At 58.3% G+C, this 21,642-nt stretch carries 25 protein-coding genes and 1 pseudogene; 20 read left to right on the plus strand and 6 right to left on the minus strand.

Going from position 1 to position 21,642, the window contains the following annotated elements; genetic code table 11:
* Nucleotides 1-245: 245 nt before the first annotated feature.
* Genes AC01YT_RS11915 through AC01YT_RS11930 form a run of 4 tightly spaced genes read right to left on the minus strand, consistent with a single transcriptional unit; the run spans nucleotide 246 to nucleotide 2,872 of the window.
* Nucleotides 246-977 carry an ABC transporter permease gene (locus tag AC01YT_RS11915; protein ID WP_476675704.1) on the minus strand — a complete coding sequence of 244 codons (732 nt, stop codon included), beginning with the start codon at nucleotides 975-977 and terminating at the stop codon, nucleotides 246-248.
* Nucleotides 967-1,911, minus strand: a complete 945-nt coding sequence (locus AC01YT_RS11920) for an ABC transporter ATP-binding protein (protein ID WP_476675706.1) — start codon at nucleotides 1,909-1,911, stop codon at nucleotides 967-969. Before AC01YT_RS11920 ends, AC01YT_RS11915 begins: the two co-directional genes overlap by 11 nt.
* Entirely contained in the window at nucleotides 1,911-2,228 is a 318-nt protein-coding gene (locus tag AC01YT_RS11925) for a winged helix-turn-helix domain-containing protein (RefSeq protein WP_476675708.1), read from the minus strand. The genes AC01YT_RS11920 and AC01YT_RS11925 overlap by 1 nt, the downstream gene beginning before the upstream one ends.
* The gene (locus AC01YT_RS11930) at nucleotides 2,225-2,872 is read right to left on the minus strand and encodes a hypothetical protein (protein ID WP_476675710.1); all 648 of its coding nucleotides are present in this window, start codon (nucleotides 2,870-2,872) and stop codon (nucleotides 2,225-2,227) included. The genes AC01YT_RS11925 and AC01YT_RS11930 overlap by 4 nt, the downstream gene beginning before the upstream one ends.
* Nucleotides 2,873-3,029: 157 nt before the next feature.
* Between AC01YT_RS11930 and AC01YT_RS11935 the strand changes: the two genes are divergently transcribed.
* The 10 genes from AC01YT_RS11935 to AC01YT_RS11980 all read left to right on the plus strand — a co-directional run bounded on the left by AC01YT_RS11935 (nucleotide 3,030) and on the right by AC01YT_RS11980 (nucleotide 10,070).
* Nucleotides 3,030-3,821 (plus strand): DeoR/GlpR family DNA-binding transcription regulator, encoded by a 792-nt coding sequence (locus AC01YT_RS11935; protein ID WP_476675712.1) that lies wholly within the window; start codon nucleotides 3,030-3,032, stop codon nucleotides 3,819-3,821.
* 10 nt (nucleotides 3,822-3,831) lie between these two features.
* Entirely contained in the window at nucleotides 3,832-4,350 is a 519-nt protein-coding gene (locus tag AC01YT_RS11940) for a hypothetical protein (protein WP_424912144.1), read from the plus strand.
* 3 nt (nucleotides 4,351-4,353) lie between these two features.
* Nucleotides 4,354-4,656: a PTS sugar transporter subunit IIB gene (locus tag AC01YT_RS11945; protein WP_424912145.1), complete on the plus strand. Its 303-nt coding sequence runs from the start codon at nucleotides 4,354-4,356 to the stop codon at nucleotides 4,654-4,656.
* Nucleotides 4,657-4,712: 56 nt separating this feature from the next.
* The gene (locus AC01YT_RS11950) at nucleotides 4,713-6,011 is read left to right on the plus strand and encodes a PTS galactitol transporter subunit IIC (RefSeq protein ID WP_424912146.1); all 1,299 of its coding nucleotides are present in this window, start codon (nucleotides 4,713-4,715) and stop codon (nucleotides 6,009-6,011) included.
* A 63-nt stretch (nucleotides 6,012-6,074) separates the two neighbouring features.
* Nucleotides 6,075-7,172: a M42 family metallopeptidase gene (locus AC01YT_RS11955; protein ID WP_476675715.1), complete on the plus strand. Its 1,098-nt coding sequence runs from the start codon at nucleotides 6,075-6,077 to the stop codon at nucleotides 7,170-7,172.
* Between the two features lie 63 nt (nucleotides 7,173-7,235).
* The gene (locus AC01YT_RS11960) at nucleotides 7,236-8,048 is read left to right on the plus strand and encodes a BtpA/SgcQ family protein (protein WP_476675717.1); all 813 of its coding nucleotides are present in this window, start codon (nucleotides 7,236-7,238) and stop codon (nucleotides 8,046-8,048) included.
* Nucleotides 8,045-8,725 carry a ribulose-phosphate 3-epimerase gene (locus AC01YT_RS11965; protein ID WP_476675719.1) on the plus strand — a complete coding sequence of 227 codons (681 nt, stop codon included), beginning with the start codon at nucleotides 8,045-8,047 and terminating at the stop codon, nucleotides 8,723-8,725. The genes AC01YT_RS11960 and AC01YT_RS11965 overlap by 4 nt, the downstream gene beginning before the upstream one ends.
* Nucleotides 8,709-9,182 carry a PTS sugar transporter subunit IIA gene (locus AC01YT_RS11970; RefSeq protein ID WP_424912150.1) on the plus strand — a complete coding sequence of 158 codons (474 nt, stop codon included), beginning with the start codon at nucleotides 8,709-8,711 and terminating at the stop codon, nucleotides 9,180-9,182. Before AC01YT_RS11965 ends, AC01YT_RS11970 begins: the two co-directional genes overlap by 17 nt.
* Nucleotides 9,183-9,319: 137 nt before the next feature.
* On the plus strand, nucleotides 9,320-9,832 hold the full coding sequence (locus AC01YT_RS11975; RefSeq protein ID WP_476675721.1) for a cyclic nucleotide-binding domain-containing protein: 513 nt from the start codon (nucleotides 9,320-9,322) through the stop codon (nucleotides 9,830-9,832).
* Nucleotides 9,807-10,070 carry a NifU family protein gene (locus AC01YT_RS11980; RefSeq protein ID WP_476675723.1) on the plus strand — a complete coding sequence of 88 codons (264 nt, stop codon included), beginning with the start codon at nucleotides 9,807-9,809 and terminating at the stop codon, nucleotides 10,068-10,070. Before AC01YT_RS11975 ends, AC01YT_RS11980 begins: the two co-directional genes overlap by 26 nt.
* Here AC01YT_RS11980 and AC01YT_RS11985 read toward each other — a convergent pair whose 3' ends face one another.
* Nucleotides 10,071-10,478, minus strand: a complete 408-nt coding sequence (locus tag AC01YT_RS11985) for an SHOCT-like domain-containing protein (protein ID WP_424913409.1) — start codon at nucleotides 10,476-10,478, stop codon at nucleotides 10,071-10,073.
* 118 nt (nucleotides 10,479-10,596) lie between these two features.
* Between AC01YT_RS11985 and AC01YT_RS11990 the strand changes: the two genes are divergently transcribed.
* The 3 genes from AC01YT_RS11990 to AC01YT_RS12000 all read left to right on the plus strand — a co-directional run bounded on the left by AC01YT_RS11990 (nucleotide 10,597) and on the right by AC01YT_RS12000 (nucleotide 13,193).
* A complete protein-coding gene (locus AC01YT_RS11990) occupies nucleotides 10,597-11,121 on the plus strand; it encodes a chromate transporter (RefSeq protein WP_476675725.1) in 525 nt (174 codons plus the stop codon).
* An 83-nt stretch (nucleotides 11,122-11,204) separates the two neighbouring features.
* Nucleotides 11,205-12,551, plus strand: coding sequence for a hypothetical protein (locus AC01YT_RS11995; RefSeq protein WP_476675727.1), 1,347 nt, complete (start codon nucleotides 11,205-11,207; stop codon nucleotides 12,549-12,551).
* A gap of 33 nt (nucleotides 12,552-12,584) precedes the next feature.
* A complete protein-coding gene (locus AC01YT_RS12000; protein ID WP_476675729.1) occupies nucleotides 12,585-13,193 on the plus strand; it encodes a hypothetical protein in 609 nt (202 codons plus the stop codon).
* Here the strand turns inward: AC01YT_RS12000 and AC01YT_RS12005 are convergent.
* Entirely contained in the window at nucleotides 13,185-13,964 is a 780-nt protein-coding gene (locus tag AC01YT_RS12005) for a tryptophan-rich sensory protein (protein ID WP_476675731.1), read from the minus strand. The genes AC01YT_RS12000 and AC01YT_RS12005 overlap by 9 nt on opposite strands.
* Nucleotides 13,965-14,244: 280 nt before the next feature.
* On the opposite strand from AC01YT_RS12005, the gene AC01YT_RS12010 reads away from it, so the two are divergent.
* The 7 genes and pseudogenes from AC01YT_RS12010 to AC01YT_RS12040 all read left to right on the plus strand — a co-directional run.
* The gene (locus AC01YT_RS12010; RefSeq protein ID WP_476675733.1) at nucleotides 14,245-14,826 is read left to right on the plus strand and encodes a DICT sensory domain-containing protein; all 582 of its coding nucleotides are present in this window, start codon (nucleotides 14,245-14,247) and stop codon (nucleotides 14,824-14,826) included.
* Nucleotides 14,827-15,036: 210 nt separating this feature from the next.
* Nucleotides 15,037-15,978 (plus strand): hydroxyacid dehydrogenase, encoded by a 942-nt coding sequence (locus AC01YT_RS12015; protein ID WP_476675735.1) that lies wholly within the window; start codon nucleotides 15,037-15,039, stop codon nucleotides 15,976-15,978.
* A gap of 27 nt (nucleotides 15,979-16,005) precedes the next feature.
* Nucleotides 16,006-17,508 (plus strand): carboxypeptidase M32, encoded by a 1,503-nt coding sequence (locus tag AC01YT_RS12020; RefSeq protein WP_476675737.1) that lies wholly within the window; start codon nucleotides 16,006-16,008, stop codon nucleotides 17,506-17,508.
* Between the two features lie 147 nt (nucleotides 17,509-17,655).
* Complete coding sequence (locus AC01YT_RS12025; protein WP_476675739.1) at nucleotides 17,656-19,350, plus strand: cyclic nucleotide-binding domain-containing protein; 1,695 nt, start codon at nucleotides 17,656-17,658, stop codon at nucleotides 19,348-19,350.
* A 42-nt stretch (nucleotides 19,351-19,392) separates the two neighbouring features.
* Nucleotides 19,393-19,899: a peptide deformylase gene (def, locus tag AC01YT_RS12030; RefSeq protein WP_476675741.1), complete on the plus strand. Its 507-nt coding sequence runs from the start codon at nucleotides 19,393-19,395 to the stop codon at nucleotides 19,897-19,899.
* Between the two features lie 39 nt (nucleotides 19,900-19,938).
* Complete coding sequence (recF, locus tag AC01YT_RS12035) at nucleotides 19,939-21,159, plus strand: DNA replication/repair protein RecF (RefSeq protein ID WP_476675743.1); 1,221 nt, start codon at nucleotides 19,939-19,941, stop codon at nucleotides 21,157-21,159.
* A 258-nt stretch (nucleotides 21,160-21,417) separates the two neighbouring features.
* Nucleotides 21,418-21,570: pseudogene (locus tag AC01YT_RS12040) on the plus strand (ATP-binding cassette domain-containing protein); the annotation flags it as partial.
* Nucleotides 21,571-21,642: the final 72 nt, after the last annotated feature.

Genomic DNA, 21,642 nt, shown 5'->3' on the forward strand with positions numbered 1-21,642 from the left:
GCATCTTTTATTATACCGATTCTGGGCGGCGTGTCAATGCAGGTGCAAGCCACGCCCAAAGTGGCAGGGGAAAAACTCCACACCACGAGGGGCATAACCAACCGTGAATACCCATAAAACTGGGATCATGGTTCAATATAGAACTAATGCATAGAACTAATGCAGTGCTGCAGATGCCGAAGGCGAGTTCCTCTTTTTAGGCATCTCCCAAAAAGGTCTGGGCGAACGTGTGGAACTGGCTACACCTAATCCAGCAGCAGGCGCGAGCGCTGGAAGCGCCGGACGCACACCCCCAATACTCCCACATCCAGCACCACCAACACCCCGCCCAGTATCAGCATCATTCCCCGCCAATCCAGGCCCATCAGGGCTTCAAGAATGCGCGCCCGTAGGCTGGTGGGGAGAAACTGGATTATGAACGGTAGGAAGTAAAACCCCAGCAGGATCAGGCTCAAGCGCTGATAAGCCTGGCGGGCTGTTGCCGCGCGCAGCGATGCCAGCACTCCGAGCGCCGCGAACAACACCGTGTTGAGCAAGCTGAACCCCACCGCCGCGGCGAAAAATTCGGGCGTATAGAAGTAAGGACCGCCTTTCAAACTGAGGTTGAGGGTCAGCGCCGCCAGTAGCAGGCTGAGTATGGCCACCCCCCAGCCGTAAAGCACGGCGGATAAAATCTTCCCCAACAGAATGGCAAGATCGGGCAGGCGGGTCGCCAGCAGGGTTTCCAGTGTGTGGCGCTCGCGCTCACCGGCGAAGGAATCGGTGACCATCCCTAGCGTGAGGAAAATGGGCATCCAGGCCCATATCACTACAGTGAGTGGTTGGGTAAACCACCCCTCACCTACCTGTAAAGGCATGAACACCCCCAGGACAAAGAGAATGATCAGAGTGGAGAGTAAGGTGCCCCGCCCGGTACTACGAGAGGTAAAAAGTTCCTTCCATTCTTTCCAAATCATGGTTTGTAAATCATGCCACATGGTTGTTCTCCTGAACCAGACTCAAAAAGACTTCTTCTAAACTGGCGCGTTCGCGCTGAACCTCTTCCACAGCTACTCCGTGCTGCACTAGGTAGGTGACCAGCGGGGCAACGGACGTCTGCGTGCCCAGGTTGAGCACCAAGTGCCCATTTTTAGGGGAGGCATGGATAACTTCAACCCCAAAGGAAAGGCGCAAGCCATCCAGCACAGCGTCCGAAAGCCCACCCACCACCAGACGCACCTGCTCGCCACGGCGTTTCTGGAGCTCGTGCGGACTGCCAACTGCTAGCAGGCGTCCAGAGCGAATGACGGCCACCTGCTGGCAGAGTTTCTCCGCTTCGCTGAGATTGTGGGTAGTGAGGAAGATGGTGATCCCTTCCTGATGCGCCAGGTTGGCCAGGTCTTCGCGCAGTGCCGCCGCCGAAACGGCATCTAACCCGGCCGTAGGTTCATCCAGGAACAGTAAATCCGGGCGGTGGAGCAGGGTGCGGGCAATTGCCAGTTTCTGCTTCATCCCGCGGCTCCAGGTTGCGACCGTCTCGCGGCGGCGTTCCCACAAGCCCATCTCGATGAGCAGTTGACGGATGCGTGCCTGGCGCTCGCTGCGGGGCAGGCGCGCCACGCGGGCAAAGAATTCCAGATTGTCTTCAGCGCTTAGGCGTTCGTAGAGACCAGGATGTTCCAATAAGGCCCCACAACGGGCACGGATGGCATCAGCCTGGGTGATCACATCGTACCCCAGGACGCAGGCTGTGCCGGCACTGGGTGGCAGTAAGCCCAGCAAAAGGCGGATGGTGGTGGTCTTCCCGGCACCGTTGGGTCCGAGAAAGCCAAAGATGATCCCGTGCGGCACCTCCAAGGTGAGATCATCTACAGCGCGTAGGGAGTCAAAAGTGCGAGTCAGGTGTTCGGTACGAATGGCATAATCTGACATCAGGGGTCTCCTTGTCTCGGGGGATGGATCAGATGGCTGAGGCGCTGGCGATAGGTTTCAAAGGCCTGGCGCCCTTCTGGGGTGAGCGCAACCAGGGTGCGCGGAATCTTGCCGCGGAATGTCTTGGTAATGCGCACATAACCGGCTTCTTCGAGTTTGCTGAGATGGGTGGAAAGGTTACCCTTGGTCAGGCCGGTTTCGTGTAAGAGGTAAAGAAAATCAGCCTCTTCCACCGCGTAGAGCAGGGTGACGATCATCAGACGCGCCGGTTCATGGATCAGGCGATCCAAGTCTTGCCAGCGGGAGGGTGCGCTCATGCGTCCTCTACCTTGTCCTCATCTAATGGATGGGTGTGGCGCAGATAGGTCCAGAGCGCCGAACCACCCGAAGTCAACCAACCCAATCCCACCAGGCCAAAAAACAGAACGGCATCGAACGGATCGGGGGGTGCCAGTAGAGTCAGGCCGATTCCCACGCCCAGGATGTAAAGGGCGAGAATGAGCAAGCGCGCCAGGCGCAGACGCCAGCCGGCAGCAGTGGCAAATGCAATCAAAAAACCACTGACCAAAGGCAGCCAGCGCTGACCAACTGTTTTGCCCAGCGTGATGATCAGAAGGGCCAAGCCTGTGGCTAAGATAAAACTCGTGCTGGTCAGCAGCCAGCGGCGGCCGGAGCTAGGTCGGCGGTAGGTCACCCAGCCGGTACGAGGGTAGGTGATACGCTCTTTGAGGGTGCGCACCAGAACGCGTGCGCCGAGGACGCCACCGATGATCACCAAGGCCTGTAAGATGGCCGGGGTCAGATTTTGCCATGGCCCGGGCGGCAACAGCCCGGCTGCCAAGCTGGTCAGTGCTACCAGCAGGAAGATACCGCCCACGGCCATCTCGGCCAGGCCATCGGCGTACCAGTAGCGCTGGGGACGGCGCAACCACTCATTCAGTGGGGGTTGAGGGGAGGTCATAAATCCTCACGTATTAGTTTGTAATACAGACTGGTTTGTGAAAATTTTACACCTAGAAAACCCCCATGTCAAGGGGAAAATTGGGTGTTAAACTTGTTGACATTCGAACATAAATTTTGTATCATATAAACAAATTCAAACATTAATGGAGTGAGCGGTGAATACGGCAGAGCGCCAGGCTAAAATCGTGGAGATGGTGTTGGAGAAGGGCAGCATCTCGATTACCGAGATTGCTAACCTCTTCAACATCTCCGAGATGACTGCCCGCCGCGACCTGAATGAACTGGATCGGCAGGGCTTGGTGCGCCGTGTGCACGGTGGTGCGGTTGCCAACCTGGGGCGCAGTTACGAACCCCCTTTCAGCACCCGCGTAACCAAGAATCAAGCCGCCAAGCAAGCCATAGGACGCGCCGCTGCTGATCTCATTTTCGATGGCGACAGCATCGCCCTGGATGTGGGCAGCACCACGCTGGAAATTGTGCCGCACTTAAAAACCAAACGCAATCTCACCATTGTGACCTCATGCCTGCAAATCGCCAATGCCGTAGTCAATCATCTCTCGCTGGAGGTGGATGCACGCCTGATCTTGACTGGCGGGATCGTGCGCCCGCGTGAACTTTCGATGATCGGGGCCATCGCCGAACGGATTTATCACGAATTGCATGTGGATAAAGCCTTTATCGGCGTCGGCGGGATTAGCCTCGACGATGGGTTGACCGAATATAACTTTGAAGACACCCAAATCAAAAAAGTTCTCCTGCGCACGGCGCGCGAGAAGATCGTGGTTGCCGATAGCAGCAAATTCGGCGTCACGGCGTTTGTCTCAATTGCCCCCCTCACAGCCATAGATTGCATCATCACCGACGACAAAGTCTCCCCCGAGATCGTCGAAGCCCTACAGCAAGCGGGTATTAAGGTCGTTATCGCCCACGCCGCCCCCGCTCTCTAAACGGAGAGCCATGATGAACCTCACCCTTGATCCCACCCATGAACCCATGCGGGTTTTGCCCGAGCACACCAAAACCTACATGGCGTTCCGCAGTGATATCCTCAAACCCGCCCATGAGGACGCTCATTTACGTCATATTTTCCGCTTTTACGTTGCGCGGGCGCTTTTTAACCAGGGCGCCGAGCAGGTCTTTATCCTGCCTCGGGTGCGCTTGAATGGGCATACCTTCACTGTAGATGTGCTGGCGCAAGGCGGGGATACGTTTATCGTGGGGATCTGCGAACCCGGCTCGATCACAGCGGAGACCGAGGCGTTGCTCGAATGGCTCAAAGATGCCGAGAACGCCGAAACTGTGATCGTCCACTCTCAGTTTGGCAACCCAGGAAACGTGCCCACCCGCTTTGAAGCACAACTAGCCAGCAAAAAGTTCCGCCTCTTGGCTGTCGTTCCCCCACCTTTTGACGATGCCTACGAATACGACATCTGGATGTTTGAACTAACTTTTCGTGATCTTTTCGGCGGAGCGTAACCCATGATGACCGCACCCAAAACCTATACCATCCTAGTGGCCTGTGGTACGGCCATCGCAACCTCAACCCATGTGGCCCTTAAGATCAAGGAATTATTGGCTGAACGCGGTCTGGAGGTGCAAACTGTGCAGTACCGCGTTCAGGATCTGCCTGGAATGACCCTGAATGCCGATGTGATTGTGGCAACCGCTCAGGTGCCTTTCGATGTGGACATCCCAGTGGTGGATGGCATTCCTTTCTTAACCGGATTTGGCGTAAAGGAGGTGGTGGATAAGATCGAACAAATTCTGCGACAAAAATCCTAATTCCCATGGTTTCATCAGATGTGACAAAAGCGGGAGGAAGAAAGGAGTAACGAAAGATGGAAGCGATCAAATCAATTTTCGATTTTCTAACCGGCCTGGGTTCGCCGGTCATGCTGCCGATTGTTATCTTCATTCTGAGCCTCATCTTGGGGCAAAAACTCAGCCGGGCGTTCGTCTCCTCGCTTACGATCGGGGTGGGCTTCATCGGCCTGGGCTTGGTGATCAACCTTTTATTCCAGGCGTTGGGCCCGGCCACCGATGCGCTGGTTAAGTCCACCGGGCTGCAACTGACCTCGCTGGATGTGGGGTGGGGTGTGGCGGCAGCCATCGCCTTCGGCACCGCGGTCGGCTCTTTGGTCTTTATCGTCGCCCTGGGGGTCAACCTGATCATGCTCCTGCTCAATTGGACCAAGACGCTCAACGTGGACATGTGGAACTACTGGCACTATGCCTTCACCGGTTCGCTGGTTTACCTGGTCAGTGGAGGCAATCTGTTGCTGGGTCTAATTGCCGCCGCCATCCACGCCGTGGTAGCCCTATTGATCGCCGACTGGGTAGCTAAGGACGTGCAAGGCTTCTTTAAACTGCCGGGCATCTCCATCCCCCAGGGTTGGGCGATTACCTCGGTGCCAATCATCAAAATCTTCAACTGGATCGTGGAGAAGATCCCCGGCTTGCGCGATGTCTATTGGGACTCGGAGACCCTGCAGAAACGCCTGGGCATTTTCGGCCAGCCGATCATTATGGGGGCTATTCTGGGCTTGCTGTTCGGCATCCTGGCTTACGGCATTAATCCGGCTGGGATGACCTTCAACGAGGTGTTGGGTAAAGTCCTGATGCTGGCAGTGCAAATGGCGGCTGTGATGCTGCTGATCCCGCGTATCATCGCCATCTTCATGGAAGGGCTGACCCCGGTCTCTGAAGCTGCGCGCACCTTCATGCAGAAGCGCTTCGCCGGGCGAGAGTTCTACGTCGGTCTGGATTCGGCCATCCTGATCGGGCACCCCATCACCATTGCCACTGGTATCCTGTTGATCCCGATCACCCTGCTGTTGGCCGCCATCCTACCTGGCAACACTACTCTGCCCGCCGCCGACCTGGCCGCAACGGCGTTCTTCGTGTGTATGGTGCCGCCGCTGACGCGGGGGAACTTCTTCCGCTCGGTGCTCTACGGCATTTTGATCATGACCATGGTGCTCTATATCTCCAGCGCCTTTGCGCCCCTGCTGACCCAGATCGCCCGTGATATTGGGTACACCATCCCCCAGGGTGCGGTGCAGATCACTGGTCTTTCTGGCGGCAACTGGATCGCCTGGGTGCTAACCACCATCACCCGCCTGATCTTCGGGAGTTAGTCTATCACCGGTGGGGAAGGGCGATGCCTGCCCTTCCCCACGTACCTTTCGAGGTAACTTGGTATGGATCATTACGATTGGCCTTTATTGGAGAAATTGTGCGCGTTTCACGCCGTGTCCGGGCACGAGGACGAGATTGTCGCTTTTGTCCGCGATACCATTCGTCCCTGGGTAGATGAGTGGTGGGTGGATCGCCTCGGTAACGTCGTGGGCATCCTGCGCGGGACGACCTATCCTGATTACCGCCTGATGCTCCAAGCCCACCTGGATGAACTGGGACTGATCGTGCGCAACATTACTGCAGAGGGTTTTCTGCTCATTGAGCGCATCGGGGGCATGCCGGAAAAATCGCTTCTGGGACAGCGGGTGGAGATCAAGACGGAAGATGGGCGCCGTATCCCTGGCTATATCGGTGCCAAATCGCATCACGTGACCGGTGCGGACGAAAAATACCGCGTGCTTTCGGTGCACGAGATGTTCATTGATGTGGGGGTGTCCAGCCGCGCGGCGGTGGAAGCCCTGGGCATCCGCGTCGGCGATACGGTGACCTACGCGCCCAACTTCAACCGCTTTGGCGACGGCATGGTCTGCGCTAAAGCGTTGGATAACCGGGTGGGGGTGTTTGTTTTGCTGGAACTGCTCAGGCATTTTCAGGCTCAGCGCCCACCTTGCACCCTGGTCTTTGCCTTTACCGTCTTAGAGGAATTCAGCATTCGCGGCTCGCTCCCGGTGGTTAATGCCACCCGACCCGACGCGATTATCTCGGTGGATATCACCGTGGCGGTAGATACGCCGGCCGAAAGCCCACTTCATCCGGTCGCCATGCGCCAAGGGCCGGCGGTAAAGATGATGGATTTTCACGGGCGGGGTACCTTGGGCGGGCTGTTCTCATCCCCCAAACTGCGCCGGTTTATCGAAAACGTGGCGCAGGAACTGGGCATTCCCACTCAGCGCGAGGTCATCGTGGGCGTCATTACCGATCCCGCCTTTCAACTCTACCTGGGTGAGCGCGGTTATGTCATTGCGGGGCTCTCAATCCCTCAACGATACACCCATTCCGCGGCCCAGATGTGCCACGAAGCGGATATCGCTCATGCTATCCGTCTGCTCACCGCCGTGGCTCATGAATTCTCACCTGCCCTGGACCTTTCACGGGGGTGACCAAATCAAGAAGGGAAACGCAATGTCCGCATCACCACGAACCCTGGATTGAGGAGGCGACGCATGGAACCATGGATTAGAGAACTCTTCGGCGTCTCTAAGCCGATTATTGGCATGTGCCACCTACGGGCTCTGCCCGGCGACCCGCAATACGACGTTCACAAGGGCCTGGATTGGGTCTATGAGTGTGCCCTGGCCGATGTGCAGGCTTTACAAATGGGGGGTGTGGATGCCATCTTGTTCTCCAATGAATTCAGCCTGCCCTATTTGACCCAGGTTGAGGCGGTAACCGTGGCGTGCATGGCGGCGGTGATTGCCCAACTTAAACCCCACGTGCACGTTCCCTTCGGCGTCAATGTCTTGTGGGATGCACGGGCTTCGCTGGATCTCGCCGTGGCAACCGGGGCGCAGTTTGTGCGTGAGGTGTTCACCGGCGTCTATGGCTCGGATTTCGGGCTGTGGAACACCAATCCCGGCGCGGTGATCCGTCATCAGCATCATATTGGGGCTCAAAATGTGCGTCTCTTTTTCAATATCGTTCCCGAATCCGCCGCTTATCTCGGCCAGCGCCACATTGCCGATATCGCCCGCTCGACCGTATTCAACACCCGCCCGGATGCCCTGTGCGTCTCCGGCCTGACCGCCGGAAGCGAAGTTTCCACCCAGACCCTGAAAATCGTCAAAGAGGCTGTACCCCACACCCCAGTCTTTGCCAACACGGGTGTCAACCTGGAGAACGTGGCCGAGCAATTGGCGGTTGCCGATGGGGCAGTCATCGGCTCGGCATTCAAAGTAGACGGTTATACCTGGAACGCGGTGGACGTGGAACGGGTCAAAGCCATCATGAACAAAGTGAGGATGATCCGACCGACATGACGCCAATCAAGATTTCGGCTTCCTTGGCCGCGGCGCCTTTAGACCGATTGGGAGAGGTGGTGCATGCCCTCACCGCTGCCGGGGTGGACTACCTTCACTTCGATATCGAAGATGGGGTGTTTGTCCCGGTAATGACCTTGGGCACCAAACTCATCGCCGACCTGCGCTCCCTGACGCCGCTGCCCTTTGACGTGCACCTGATGATGGTCAACCCCGAATGGCTGATCCCTGACCTGGTACGCATGGGCGCCAACCGCATCTCCGTGCATTATGAAGCCTGTCCGTACCCACGGCGCACGTTGCGCCAGATCGTCGAAGCCGGCGCCCGGGCCGGCATTGCACTCAACCCGGCTACCCCCCTGCCGGATCTGGCCTATCTGCGCCCTTACTTGGAGTTTGTCCTCATCTTGACCAGCGAACCTGAAGGGCCCGACTGCCCCTTCCTGCCGGACGTGGTGGCAAAGGTGCGCCAAGGCAAGCAGCAGCCCGGTCTGGAGGATGTGGAATGGGTGGTGGATGGCGGGATTAACGCCCAGAATCTGCACCAAGTGGTGGCCGCTGGTGCCCATACCCTGGTGATTGGGCGGGCGCTTTTCAAGGACAACGCCGTATCGGATAACCTGCAACGCCTGCGAGATGCTATTGCCGAGGTTTCATCTCATGCAGCATCGGCTTAAGGATCTGTTACGCCCCGAACACCTGATCTTGAACCTGGAAGCTCGGGATGCGCGCGAGGCGCTGGAGCGCCTGGTTGCAGCATTGGTGCAGACCGGGCATGTGGAGCCCGAATTTGCGCGGGATGTGTGGGAACGCGAACAGGTCTTCCCCACCGGCCTGCCCACTCGGCCCTTGGCCAGTGCCCTACCTCATGCCGATCCGGAGCACGTGCGTCAAACCGCGGTCGCCATCGGCACGCTGAAAACCCCGGTTCGCTTCGGCCAGATGGGCACGGATGGTTCAGTGAGCCTGGATGTGCGCGTCATCATCCTGCTGGCGATCAAGGAACACGAGAAGCAGGTCGAACTCATCCAGCAAGTGGTTGAACTGCTACAATCCCCCGGCCTCTTGGAGCAATTAGCCGCAGCAGAAACCGCCGCGCAAGCCCTGCGGGCCTTGCATCAGGCGCTGGGATAAAACCCGGTTCCGCATCGGGGCGACCAAGACATTATGCGGTGATGACGCCTTTCCCTGCCGAGGGGTGAAGTTTCATCCTGTAGAAGATGACATTTGCCACTTCAACCGCGGCAGGGCTTTGTTTTAACATAAAGTCAATGTCCAGACCGGAACTGTTGACGTTTCCCCTTTTTCAGGGTTTCAGCGCCGAGCAGGTGGACCATTTGCTCACGCTGATGGAAGAGCACACCTACGCGGCAGAGACCGAGATCTTTGCTCAGGGCACGCGGGCAGAGTTCTTCTACATCCTCTTCCGTGGTGAGGTCACCATTCACTATAAGCCGTACGATGGCCCGGCTCTGGTGGTCGCGCATATTCTGCCGGGTGGGGTCTTCGGTTGGTCGGCGGCATTGGGGCGCTCTACCTACACCTCATCGGCGGTTGCCGTCCGGGAAAGCCAGGTACTGCGCATCCGCGGTGAACAACTCCAGCACCTGTGTGAGTACTTTCCCGATACCGGTGCGATCCTGATGGAGCGATTAGCCGGTTTGATTCACCAACGGCTGGACAATTTACGCGGTGACGTGTTAAATATGATTGGACGTGGGATGGATCTTAAGGGCGAGTGTCTGCGGAGGATTAAGAATGGGCGATCAAGCACCCCGGTTTAGTACCGAAGAGCAGATTCGAGCGCTGATCGAGCAACTCAGCGCGTATATCGAGACCTATCACGGCGGATCGGTGGACTTTGTGGCATTCGATGGCAACGTGGTGCAGGTGCGACTGGGTGGAGCGTGTCTGGGCTGCCCCCTTTCGCCAGTGACGCTCAAAGGATGGGTTGAGGGTACGGTCAGGCAGTTCTTCCCCAACGTCACGGTCGAAGCCGTGGAGATTGCGCCCGGGGCTTGATTATTCAAGCAGGATTTCCACCCGCTCACCCGCTTCCTCATCGCGCACATCCAAGATCAAGCCGGAGTAGCCGGCGCGCACGGCGCGTAAGATATGTGCCTGCTGGTCGGCTGTCAGGGAGGGCCCCAAGCGGGCACCGAGGCGGAGCCCGGCTTCCAGCACCGAGACTGGCAGCCGCATGTTAACCAGCGTGCGCCCGCTGTGCAGATTGGTAATGCAAACTCGCAGCCAACGCGGGCTGGCCGGTTGTAAAGTCGGTGGCTTGGCGGTTGGCGGTGGTGTCGTCTCAACGCGCTCCAGCGCCTCGATCAGGCGCGCACCTTCCTCCGCGCTGATCTTCCCCTGGGAGACTAACTCCAGCACCCGTAGGCGTTCTTCCTGGCCGGGGGTCATTTCAGATTTGCCCATTTGCCGTCCTCTTTTATAATTCTACATTAGAAAGCGCATTCTGGGCACGTTACCGGTTAAATTCTGTTGTTCTCCCCGTTTTATGCCACCTGTAGGTAACCGTAGAAAGGACGGTGCCGTGAATAACCTCTGGCCGCTTTTCTGGATGTTTCTCAAGGTCAACCTGTTGACTACTTCCGGGCCGGCCTCGGTGGGATTGCTGTATAAAGAGGCTGTTGAAGGCAAATTGATGACCGAGGCGCAGTTTGTGGAGGCGGTGGGCTTTTCCAGCGTGCTGCCCGGCAGTGATGCGCTGCAACTGGCCATGTTTGTCGGTTACAGCGTGGGTGGCTTGCCTGGCGCGCTGGTGGCTTTGGTTGGTTCGATCTTGCCGCCCACCCTGCTGATGTTGGCGGTGGCCTCGGCTTTACGCTGGCTGAGTGGTGAAGCCTGGGTGGGTGGCTTTGTGCGTGGATTAGCGCCAGCAGTGGCCGTGCTGATGGTGTTAGTGGCCTGGAAAGTCTTCCAGGGAGAAGCCACGGCTTCGATTAACTGGGTGTCTATCGCCATCGCCGGTGGTAGCCTAATTGCTTACCTGCTCAACGTACCGGCGCCATTAGTGTTGGTGGCGGCCGGTTTGGGGGGTATTCTCTTCTTGCGCTGACCTAAGGGGGAACTTCTCTGCAGCAGCGGACGTCCAAATCATAGCCTTATCTATCCAATCATGATCACAGAGAGGAGAGGAAAATGTCGTGGACCAAATGGCTGAGTCTGGGATTAGGGGTGTTACTCCTAGGACTATCGGCTTGCCAACCCCTGGCACTGACCCCTACCCCGGATGTCAAAACCCCCTTGCCCAACGGCTTGGCCACGCCGACGAACGCCGCGACGCCACTGGAACCGACCGCGTTGCGTGCCGCTGCGGCGGCCCAGGCCGACCTGGCTGCACGCCTGGGGCTTTCCACTGAGGCTGTTTCTATCCTGCATATTGAGCCGGCCCAGTGGCCGGATGCCTGCCTGGGCTTACCCGCACCCAATGAGGCCTGCGCCGAGATGATCGTGGAGGGGTTCCGCGTGGTCTTGGAGGCCGAAGGACGAACCGTTACCTACCGCACCAGTTTGGAGGGCGATCAGGTGCGTGCTGAAGATTGGCAAGCCACACCCTCTCCCGCCGATTTACCGGCGGTGGAAGCCGCACGGCGCTACCTGGCTGAGCACCTTGGCCTCTCTGATCCGATGGCGATCACAGTGGTGGGCGCCGAAGAGGTGACCTGGCCAGATGCTTGCTTGGGCGCTGCCCGCCCGGATGAAATGTGTGCCCAGGTGCTCACGCCGGGCTACCGAATCATCCTAGATGTGAAAGGCACCCGTTACACTCTGCATACCAACCAGAATGGCAACACGATCCGCCTGGTCGAGTCCCTACCCCGCGGCAGTGCTCAACCCCTGGTGCGCTGGCGGCGGCAGAGTGAGAACGCCTGCCTGAGCGCTGAGGTTAACCTGCAGGGGCTGACCTACGGGACATGTGGGGCGGCGGCACAGCATTGGGCCTTTACGTCGCCCGAGCAAGCTGCTGAATTGAGCCAGTGGGTGCAAACCTACGCGCCGTTTGAGGCCGAGACGGCGCTGGGGTGGGTTAGCCTGGCCGGTAAAGGACCGCAGACGGCCGCCCCCGCCGAGCAGCGCAGCTTGGCGGCTTGGGTGGCAGCTCTGGTCGCGGCGGCGCAAAATGTAGAGTTTGAAGGTGGGCTGGGGCTGGTGCTTTCGTGGCAGCGCAGTGGGGGCATTGCCGGCCTGTGCCAGATCCTGCGCGTCTACGAATCGGGCTGGGCCGAGGTCTGCGACTGCCGCAATTCCCAGTCTGCCCCAACGCTGATCACACGCCAGCGCTTGACGGCAGGGGAACTGGAAACGCTCTACGGATGGGTGGATGGGTTGCAGCCCCTAAGTCAGGCCTTTGAGGAGCCTTATGCGGATGGTTTTGCCTTTCAGTTGGCGTTCAACGGACGCGGCGCGCATGCTGCTGATGCCAACACCCAAAAAGCCCTCTGGGAATGGGCGCAAGCGGTCTTCCAGCGCTTAATGGCCCCGTAGTCCTCCACGAAATGCTCATAAGGAAAGAAGCCCATGGAATCGCGTTCCCGTCTCAATGTTTATCTGCTAATGATAATCGCCCTGGGCGGTGTGGCGTTGACCGGCTTGTGTTTGGGAGCACTTCTGGTTGCCCTTCTTTCACCCCACACGGCGTTGAATCTGCGTTTATTGGAGATTTCCGTAGAACGTCATCTCCAGCCCCCATCCGCCACGCTCTTTGCAGCACAGACGACCTCCACACCCTCCGTGATCCTATCCACAGCCGCGCCACCTCCAACATCAAATTGGACGCCAGCCACATCTCAGCGTTTGGGTGTAAGTTTTCGCGGTGCAGATGGCTTTTTCGGGGTCGGACGAGGTTGCCCGGGGCGAGATGGTCTGGGTCAAGTTGAAGCCTATCACCTGGTGGTGCGTGGCGTAGATCCCCATCGGGAGGTGGGTCAAATCCTACTAGCCGGTGATAATCATACCAATTGGGCACGCTTCTGCACCAACCAGACATGGGAATTAGCTGCCCAAAATCGCGGCAACGGCACGTGGGATCTTTATTTTGCCCCCGCGCCGCCGACGCGTTTTTATACCGTTATCTTCACCTATACCGATAACACTTTTGCCTTGGGGATGGTTCATCTCTCACCTTGAGATAGAAGCCTGGGCTGCCCGGCGTTGGGATGCCAGCAGGCTGAGCCCCGCCAGCACGCCGACCGCGCCCGCAGCCACTGCAGCCGCAGTTGCAACCAGCGGCGTGGCACTGTGCTTGACCGCAATGCCGGCAAATGCCCACACCAGCACCAGCAGATAAACGACATCACGGCGCGTCCAGGCCATGACCGCCGCCAGCAGGACGGCCACGCCCAGCAGGATCACCGCCCAGACCTCGGGGGCCAGGCCGCCGCCGTTCCAGCCGAGGTAGAAGAGCACATCGGTGACATTAGCAATGGTGGCAACGCTGATCCAGCCCAGGTAGAGGCTAAAGGGGGCATGGGTCAACCAGCGTTCGGCGGTTGAGACGGTACTACGCCCGATGCCCAGCCACAGATAGATGACAATCAGACTGATCAGCAGGGTTAGCATGGCTGGCAGGGTGAACACAAACTGCTCATAATGCCACATAAAGAGCCAGGTGATGTTGGCCAGGCTGGCCAGGACAAACCAGGGGAAGATAGCCCGCAAGCGCGGATTTTCCCGCTGGGCAGGCAGGGTCTGAAAGACGGCAAAGGCGATCAGACCGAGGTAGATCAACCCCCAAATGGAAAAGACGTAACCCGCGGGGACAAAATAGACCTGGAAGCGGTCGGAAATTTCACCCGTGGTGAGGTTGTTGAAGGGCAGGGCATTGGCCAGCCCATTGATGACGATAGTGATTAGAACGAGCAAAACGGTGAGCCATTGGCGTAAACGATCCCGATTCATATAGAAAACCTTTCACGAGCCGAGAGATGAGGTAGAATTGCCTGTTTTTATTGTAATCCCAGACGCGGGCTTGAATAGAGATTGTATAAGGTTTGTCAAAACCAAAAGCCCGACTGCTCTAAAAACGAATCCTCGCTGAGGTAGTCGTAATCAATTTGCTTGATCGGGTAGTTGAGGACGGTGGTTACGTCACATACATCCCTGCACATTATACGTACCTTCTGGCTCGAGACAATCTCCGGTTATACTTTTTATCATCACATTCAAACCGAGGTGTTTGATGCTTGCCCGAGATCCAGTTGCCCTGTTTATTCAATTCTTTCAGCGTGCGTTATCTACATTCTCGCCCCAAGCCGAGACCCTCTTCTCACAAATCTCTGAAGAAGATTTGCAAAGCCGGCAATTTCGTTATATTTTCTCGCTCGATACGATGATTCATATTAGTCATATGATAGAGGATGCCGCGGTTCAGGCTTCGCGCCCAGCTGAACTTCACGTTTCCTTTCAGTATCTCTCTCGCATAAAGAATCAATCCTTACGTTATGAACAGATTGTCACCAGAGTGGCAGGATTATGGCTTTATGCTGTGCCGGATGCTGCGCTCCCATCCTGGCCCAACATCTATTTTGTGGATACATCCAACAGTGCATTGGTGAATTATTGGTTTTTGGTTGCCTATGGGCCAGGGCTCAGCATGACTTTACTTGCGGAAGAGAAGAGCGGTGAAACCAACAAACCTCATAGCCGGGTTTACGAGGGTTTTTATACCTTTGATGAAGAAATTGCCTATAAGGTGCTCAACTTGCTCCATCTAATCTTTCCCGCTCAAGTAGCGCCTCCGGCCCCTCCTGAGTTACTCTAATGGTTCACCGCCTTTATCGCAAAGCGCTTACCTCTCGCTGTGCGCAGGCGGTTTTGTTCCTCATCCAAGAGATTTTGCCCACCCGTTTGATGTTCAGGTATTCAAGGGCAATTGTTTCCTCCCCCTGCCTTTTGGGGTAAAATCATAGCGCAGGGGGGCGTATGCCCCACTCCGTCTCACGAATCACCCCCACCCAAAAGGAGATGAGCCATGCCCGAATGGAAGATTCTGCTCACCGATGGCCTGGAACAGAATGGCCAGGACATCCTGCGTGCTGCCGCGCAGGTGGATAATCGCGCCGGCATCGCCGCTGAAGACCTGCTTAAGGTGGTCGCCGAGTATGATGCGCTGATCGTGCGCGGGCGCACCAAGGTCACCGCGGCGGTCTTCGATGCTGCCCCGCGTCTCAAAGTTGTGGGCCGCGCCGGCGTGGGCGTGGATAACATTGACCTCAACGCTGCCAAAGCCCACAACGTCATCGTCGTCAACTCACCGACTGCTACCACCATTGCCGTGGCTGAACTCACTCTGGGCCTGATGCTTTCGGTCGTGCGCGAGATTCCGCGCGCCGATGCCACCATGAAGGCCGGTCAGTGGATCAAGAAAGAACTGGAAGGACGCGAACTTTGGCGCAAGACCCTCGGCGTGATCGGCTTCGGGCGCATTGGCACCGAGGTGGCCCGCCGCGCCAAAGCCTTCGATATGGACATTCTTGCCTATGATCCCCTACTCCCGGCCGAGGCCATCCGCCTGCGCGGGGGCGAGCCGGTCTCGCTGGATGAATTGCTCCGCCGTGCCGACATCATCACCCTACATGTTCCGTTGGATGAGAACACGCGCAACCTGCTCAACGCCGAAGCCTTTGCCAAGATGAAGGACGGCGTCTATATCATCTGCGCCGCGCGCGGTGGCGTGATTGACGAAGAGGCCCTGCTCCAGGCGCTCAATTCGGGCAAGGTAGCCGGGGCCGGGTTAGACGTCTTCGCTACCGAACCACCCGGGGCAACCGCCCTGGTCACCCACCCCAAAGTCGTCTGTACGCCGCACATCGGCGCCCAAACGGTCGAAGCCCAAACCCGCGCTGCCGAGGACATTGCCACCGAGGTGCTCGCCGCCCTGGAGGGCAAGCCCCTGCGCTGGCGTGTGGCTTGATCCACGTTCTATCACGCTGAGGTAAGCATGGAAGAGAAACTCCAACAACTCAAAACCCGGATGGCCGAGGTGGTGGACCTGCAAGCCGCCGCGGCAGTGCTCTCGTGGGATCAGCAGACCTACATGCCCCCCGCGGGTGCCGAGGAACGCAGTGAACAACTGGCTACCCTTTCCCGCCTGATCCACCTCAAGGCCACTGCCCCGGAGGTAGGGCAATTGATTGAGGATCTGCTCCCCTATGCCGAAACCCTGCCCCCCGATTCGGACGAAGCGCGGCTGATCTACAAAGCCAAGCGTGCCTACGATAAGCAGACCAAAGTGCCCACGGATTTGGTGGCCGAATTCACGCAGGTGACCACCCTGGCCCAGGAAGCCTGGGTGCAGGCACGCGCCGAATCCAACTTTGCTCACTTCCGCCCGCACCTGGAAAAGATCGTCGAACTGCGCCGCGCCTATGCCGAGTGCTTTGCGCCCTATGATCACGTTTATGACCCGTTGTTGGATGATTTTGAGCCGGGGATGAAGACCGCTGAGGTGCAGGCGATTTTCAACGCCTTGCGCCCGCATCAAGTTGACTTGGTGCGTCAGATCGCCGCACGCCCGCCGGTAGAAGATGGTTTCCTTTTCTTGCGCTACAGCGAGAAGAAGCAGTGGGATTTCGGCGTGGAGGTGATCACCCGCTTCGGCTATGACTGGAAAGCCGGGCGACAGGATCGTTCGGCGCATCCTTTTACTACCGCCTTCGGCCTGGGCGATGTACGCATTACTACCCGCATTCACCCCCGCAACTTGATCTCAGGGCTCTTCAGCACCATGCACGAATGCGGACACGCTCTCTACCATCAGGGCATCGGGCGCAACCTGCGCCGCACTATTCTTGCCGATGGCGCTTCGATGGCGGTGCACGAGTCACAATCACGGATGTGGGAGAATCTGGTTGGGCGGTCGAAGCCTTTTTGGCGCTACGCTTACCCGCGCTTGCAGGCGCTCTTCCCACGCCAGTTGGGCAATGTGAGCCTAGAGGCGTTTTACAAGGCGATCAACAAAGTCAAGCCGTCCTTTATCCGCGTTGAAGCCGACGAGGCCACCTACAACCTGCACATCATGTTGCGCCTGGAACTGGAGATCGCTCTCGCCGAAGGTAGCCTAGACGTCCAAGACCTGCCCGAGGCGTGGAATAGCCGCATGCGGGACTACCTGGGCATCGTTCCGCCCAATGATCGCCTGGGGGTACTGCAAGATGTGCACTGGTCGGCAGGGTTGATCGGATACTTCCCCACCTATGCGCTCGGCAACCTGGTCTCGGCGCAGTTGTGGGAAACCATCCAACGTGACATTCCCGACCTGGAAGCACAAATTGCCCGCGGGGAATTCGCAAATCTACTGGCCTGGCTGCGCGAGAAGATTCACCAGCACGGGGCGAAGTTCGAGCCGCAAGACCTGGTGCAGCGCGTGACTGGTTCGCCGATCACCCCCGAGCCTTACCTGCGCTACCTGAGCGCAAAGTACGGCGAGATTTACGGCCTATAATCCCCCTTCGGTCGGGCTTTCCCTCTGCCCCGGGTGTGCCCGGGGCATTTTTTATCTGCGCATTGCCCAGAGAGCGGTCAACGGGCACGCTTATTGCATGCCTGAGGGTGGGGGCTCGTTCACCTCCATCAGAGATTGGGCTATACTATGAGCATGGACATCCCTCAGCAAGAGGTGCTAACGCTTCTACGGCAGTGTCATCTCTTTCGCCGCCTCAGCGACGAGCAACTGCTGCGCGTGATGACCTATTGGCAGGCGCTCTTTTATGAAGAGGGGCTGGCGCTTTACAAAGAAGGCCAGGATGCCACGGCATTTTTCCTGATCTTCAGCGGACGGGTGCGCCTCAGTCATCGGCGGGGCAACGATGAAGAGGTGACCTATTTGGAAGAAGGGGATTATTTCGGCGAGGAGGCCCTCAGCCCCACTCCGTTAGCGCGCCGCGCTACCGCTACAGCTGCTGCGCCGCTGATTGTGCTGCGTTTAGAAGGGGCGGACTACCTGGCGCTGGTGCGCGAATTTCCCGACCTGAGCCCGGCCTTTCGTCTGATCTTAAATAGTTATCTGTTGGCCTCACGCCTGCGCCTGCCCTGGCGCAGCCCACGTGAGGTTGTGCGCTATGTGGCACGCCGTCATCCCTTCTTCCTTTTCTTGCGCATTGCGCTGCCCGCCGTGGTCACCGGTGCGCTGGTAGGCCTGTTTGCCTTCCTCACCATCGTAGTTTGGCACGGGGCGCTCCTGCCCACCCTGTTGCTGATTCTTAGCCTGGTGGGCGGGCTGGGCTGGCTGGCTTGGTCTGCAGTGGATTGGAGCAACGATTACGTCATCATTACTAACCGCCGTGTGGTGTTGTTGGAACGGGTGATACTGCTTTATGAGAGTCGTCAGGAGGTGCCGCTGGAAGCCATTTTGGCCGATGAGGTACAGACCGACCAGATTGGCCGCTTGATTAACTACGGCAACCTGATTGTACGGACCTACACCGGGCAATTGATCCTGGATCGCCTGGCAGAGCCGCGGTTGGTGCTGGACTTGCTGGAAGAACAGCGCGACCGTGCTCGCCGCGGTCGCCGCCGCGCCCAACGCGCAGCCATCGAAGCCACGATCCGCAGCCGTTTGGGGCTGCCCACCAGCCCTTCGTCATCCTCGTCAGAAACACCCCCTGAAGAGACCTCACCCCCACCCCCCAGTTCTACCCAACGCCTGGGCCAGACCCTGGCGCGCCTGTTCATGCTGCGTGAGGAGGTAGGGGATACCATCGTCTATCGCACCCATTGGGCCATCCTCCTGGCCAAGGCGGCTCCGCCTACCCTGGCCTTGCTCGTGGACGTTGCCCTGGGCTGGTTGATCCTGAGCCAGCGTCTGCCCTTGCCGTCGCGCTTGGGCTGGATCATACTGGTGCTTGGTGTACCAGCGCTGGCGCTGTGGTGGCTGTATCAATATGTGGACTGGCGCAATGATCGCTATATCATCACGTCGGACATGATCATTGACGTGTATAAAAAGCCGCTGGGGACGGAAGAGAAACGCAGTGCTCCTCTGCGCAACATCCAGAGCATTGAATACGCGCGGAAGACCATTATTCACCTCTTGCTTAATTTCGGCACGGTCTATATCCGGGTTGGAGATACCCAATTCACTTTTGACGATGTTTACAACCCCTCTGAGGTACAGCGCGAACTGTTCCAGCGCCTGGTGGCGGCCAAACAGCGTGAGGAACAGCGCGCCGAGCAAGCCCAGCGCGAGCAACTGGCCGAGTGGATCGAGTTATATCACCATGTGGTCAGCCGTCACCCGCCCACCGAATCCGGGCCAAAGCCCTCATCTTCTGCCGAATCGGGGTAAAATAGAGACACGTTTTCGACATGTTTAGAGGTAGGTACACTAATGGCCATTCGCCCCATTGTTACTGTTCCCGATCCGGTCTTGCGGCGCAAAGCCCAAAAGGTGCGCCAGTTTGACGCGGATCTGCAGCAATTGATTGAGGACATGATCGAGACCATGCGCGCTGCTCCCGGCGTGGGGCTGGCCGCGCCCCAGCTAGGCGTCTCCCAACGGGTCATTGTGGTGGAATACGGCGAGGAAGAGGATGAGGATAAGCCGCCTCGCCTCTACGTTGTGGTCAACCCCGAAATTGTCGAGGTCTCTGCCGAGACCGAAATGGGCGTGGAGGGCTGTCTTTCTATCCCCGATTTGGTGGGAGAGGTCGAGCGCTACCAGCGCATCGTGGTCAAAGGGCAGAACCGCCGCGGTCAGCCGATCAAACTCAAACTACGAGGGTGGGTGGCACGTATCTTTCAGCATGAGATTGACCACCTGGACGGTGTCCTCTTTACCGACCGCGCTGTGCGGGTTTGGAAGCCCAGCCCCCAAGAAGCCGTCACGGTGGATTAAGCCGCCCGCACCAGCTCGTACCGACCCAACGAGGCGGGGATGATCCTGACGCACCTCTCACTGACCAATTTCCGCGCCTTTGCTCGCTTGGATGTGGACGTCCCGCGCCCAACGTTGCTTATCGTGGGTGAAAACGCGCAGGGCAAGACCACCCTGCTCGAAGCGATCTACTACCTGGCCACGCTGACCTCGTTTCATACCGAGAGTGATCGCCAGTTGATCAACTTCCTGGCCGCGCGCGAACCGCTGGCGGTGGCGCGCATTGTGGCCGAATTCATCCGCGGCGAGCACACCCACCGCCTGGAAGTGCGCTTGATCCAGGACAACGCCGCGCTCAACGGCAACCGCTTGCGCCGTGAAATCCTGGTGGATGGGGTCAAACGCACCGCGCGTGAGGCGCTGGGGCACTTCAACGCGGTGCTCTTCCTGCCCCAGATGACCAATATCATCGAAGGCGCGCCCGAGGAGCGCCGCCGTTACCTCAACATGGCGCTGGCGCAGGTGATGCCTGGCTACGCCCAGGCGCTCAGCGAATATACCCAGATCCTTGGCCAACGTAACGCCCTGCTCAAGCAGTTGGGCGAGCGCGGGGGTGACCCGGCGCAATTGCAATACTGGGACGCCTTGCTGGTGGAGCGTGGTGCGTTGATCATCCAGGCGCGCAGCAAGGCGCTGGATGAAATCGAAACCCTGGCGGCGCGCATTCATGATCGCCTGACCCACGGGCAAGAGGTGCTGCACCTGGTCTATCGCCCCGCTTACGACCCCGCCGTGCCCGGCAACGGCCAAATGGCGCTGCGCCTGGACACCGCGGTCAAGCGGGATCATTTCAGCCTGAGCCAGATTCAACAGGGCTTTTTGCGCCGCCTGGAAGCTCTGCGTGGCGACGAGATCAGCCGCGGCATGACTCTGATCGGGCCGCATCGTGATGAATTTCGCGTCCTCAGCAACGGGATTGACCTGGGGGATTACGGCTCGCGCGGGCAGGTGCGCACGGCGCTGATGGCGCTCAAACTGGCCGAGGTGGCCTGGATGTACCAGAAGAGCGGGGAGTGGCCGGTGCTGCTGCTGGACGAGGTGCTGGCCGAACTGGATGCCCAGCGCCGCCAGGATCTGCTGGACTTTCTGGCCGAGGGTGAACAGAGCCTGCTCACCACCACCGATCTCAACCTCTTTTCCCCATCTTTCGTGCGCCGCGCCGCCATCTGGACCATCCGCGCTGGCTGCATTGTCTCCAGCGAGTTACCGGCAGGGGCGTGAGTTTATGCCCGATCAACCCATAGTGCAAGCCTAGGCGCAGCGCCCGCACGTGGTTCGAAGGTCACGGTTGGTATCGGCGGCTGAAATTGGTAAAAGCTGTACGCTGAATTAGCCGAGAACGAGAGGAGAATCCCTGTCCCGACTGCGTGGGATCCCTCCTTAACCCGCCGCGCAAGCCGCCCCAGGCGGGTTTTGCTCCGCGAAAAAAGATTTTTTCGACAGATTCGTTATTCAGGCTTACCTAGGAGAAGGATAAGCATGCTGAAGATTGAAAATCTCAACGTGCGCTATGATGGGGCGCATGCGCTTAAGGGGATCAACATAGAGGTGCCTCGCGGTTCTGTGGTGGCGCTCATTGGCGCTAACGGTGCCGGAAAGACCTCAACGTTGCGTAGCATTTGCGGGTTGGTGACCTCCTCCCACCCTTGAAAGGGTGGGCTTCCCCTTTCATTGAAGGAAACTTACACGAATATAAGGGCTCAT

The organism is Thermanaerothrix sp. (genome assembly GCF_056331585.1).

Coding starts and splice junctions, on each gene's coding strand:
- AC01YT_RS11915 (WP_476675704.1), bottom strand. CDS start 977: ATGTGGCATGATTTACAAACCATGATTTGGAAAGAATGGAAGGAACTT.
- AC01YT_RS11920 (WP_476675706.1), bottom strand. CDS start 1,911: ATGTCAGATTATGCCATTCGTACCGAACACCTGACTCGCACTTTTGAC.
- AC01YT_RS11925 (WP_476675708.1), bottom strand. CDS start 2,228: ATGAGCGCACCCTCCCGCTGGCAAGACTTGGATCGCCTGATCCATGAA.
- AC01YT_RS11930 (WP_476675710.1), bottom strand. CDS start 2,872: ATGACCTCCCCTCAACCCCCACTGAATGAGTGGTTGCGCCGTCCCCAG.
- AC01YT_RS11940 (WP_424912144.1), top strand. CDS start 3,832: ATGATGAACCTCACCCTTGATCCCACCCATGAACCCATGCGGGTTTTG.
- AC01YT_RS11945 (WP_424912145.1), top strand. CDS start 4,354: ATGATGACCGCACCCAAAACCTATACCATCCTAGTGGCCTGTGGTACG.
- AC01YT_RS11950 (WP_424912146.1), top strand. CDS start 4,713: ATGGAAGCGATCAAATCAATTTTCGATTTTCTAACCGGCCTGGGTTCG.
- AC01YT_RS11955 (WP_476675715.1), top strand. CDS start 6,075: ATGGATCATTACGATTGGCCTTTATTGGAGAAATTGTGCGCGTTTCAC.
- AC01YT_RS11960 (WP_476675717.1), top strand. CDS start 7,236: ATGGAACCATGGATTAGAGAACTCTTCGGCGTCTCTAAGCCGATTATT.
- AC01YT_RS11965 (WP_476675719.1), top strand. CDS start 8,045: ATGACGCCAATCAAGATTTCGGCTTCCTTGGCCGCGGCGCCTTTAGAC.
- AC01YT_RS11970 (WP_424912150.1), top strand. CDS start 8,709: ATGCAGCATCGGCTTAAGGATCTGTTACGCCCCGAACACCTGATCTTG.
- AC01YT_RS11975 (WP_476675721.1), top strand. CDS start 9,320: ATGTCCAGACCGGAACTGTTGACGTTTCCCCTTTTTCAGGGTTTCAGC.
- AC01YT_RS11980 (WP_476675723.1), top strand. CDS start 9,807: ATGGGCGATCAAGCACCCCGGTTTAGTACCGAAGAGCAGATTCGAGCG.
- AC01YT_RS11985 (WP_424913409.1), bottom strand. CDS start 10,478: ATGGGCAAATCTGAAATGACCCCCGGCCAGGAAGAACGCCTACGGGTG.
- AC01YT_RS11995 (WP_476675727.1), top strand. CDS start 11,205: ATGTCGTGGACCAAATGGCTGAGTCTGGGATTAGGGGTGTTACTCCTA.
- AC01YT_RS12000 (WP_476675729.1), top strand. CDS start 12,585: ATGGAATCGCGTTCCCGTCTCAATGTTTATCTGCTAATGATAATCGCC.
- AC01YT_RS12005 (WP_476675731.1), bottom strand. CDS start 13,964: ATGAATCGGGATCGTTTACGCCAATGGCTCACCGTTTTGCTCGTTCTA.
- AC01YT_RS12010 (WP_476675733.1), top strand. CDS start 14,245: ATGCTTGCCCGAGATCCAGTTGCCCTGTTTATTCAATTCTTTCAGCGT.
- AC01YT_RS12015 (WP_476675735.1), top strand. CDS start 15,037: ATGCCCGAATGGAAGATTCTGCTCACCGATGGCCTGGAACAGAATGGC.
- AC01YT_RS12020 (WP_476675737.1), top strand. CDS start 16,006: ATGGAAGAGAAACTCCAACAACTCAAAACCCGGATGGCCGAGGTGGTG.
- AC01YT_RS12025 (WP_476675739.1), top strand. CDS start 17,656: ATGAGCATGGACATCCCTCAGCAAGAGGTGCTAACGCTTCTACGGCAG.
- def (WP_476675741.1), top strand. CDS start 19,393: ATGGCCATTCGCCCCATTGTTACTGTTCCCGATCCGGTCTTGCGGCGC.
- recF (WP_476675743.1), top strand. CDS start 19,939: ATGATCCTGACGCACCTCTCACTGACCAATTTCCGCGCCTTTGCTCGC.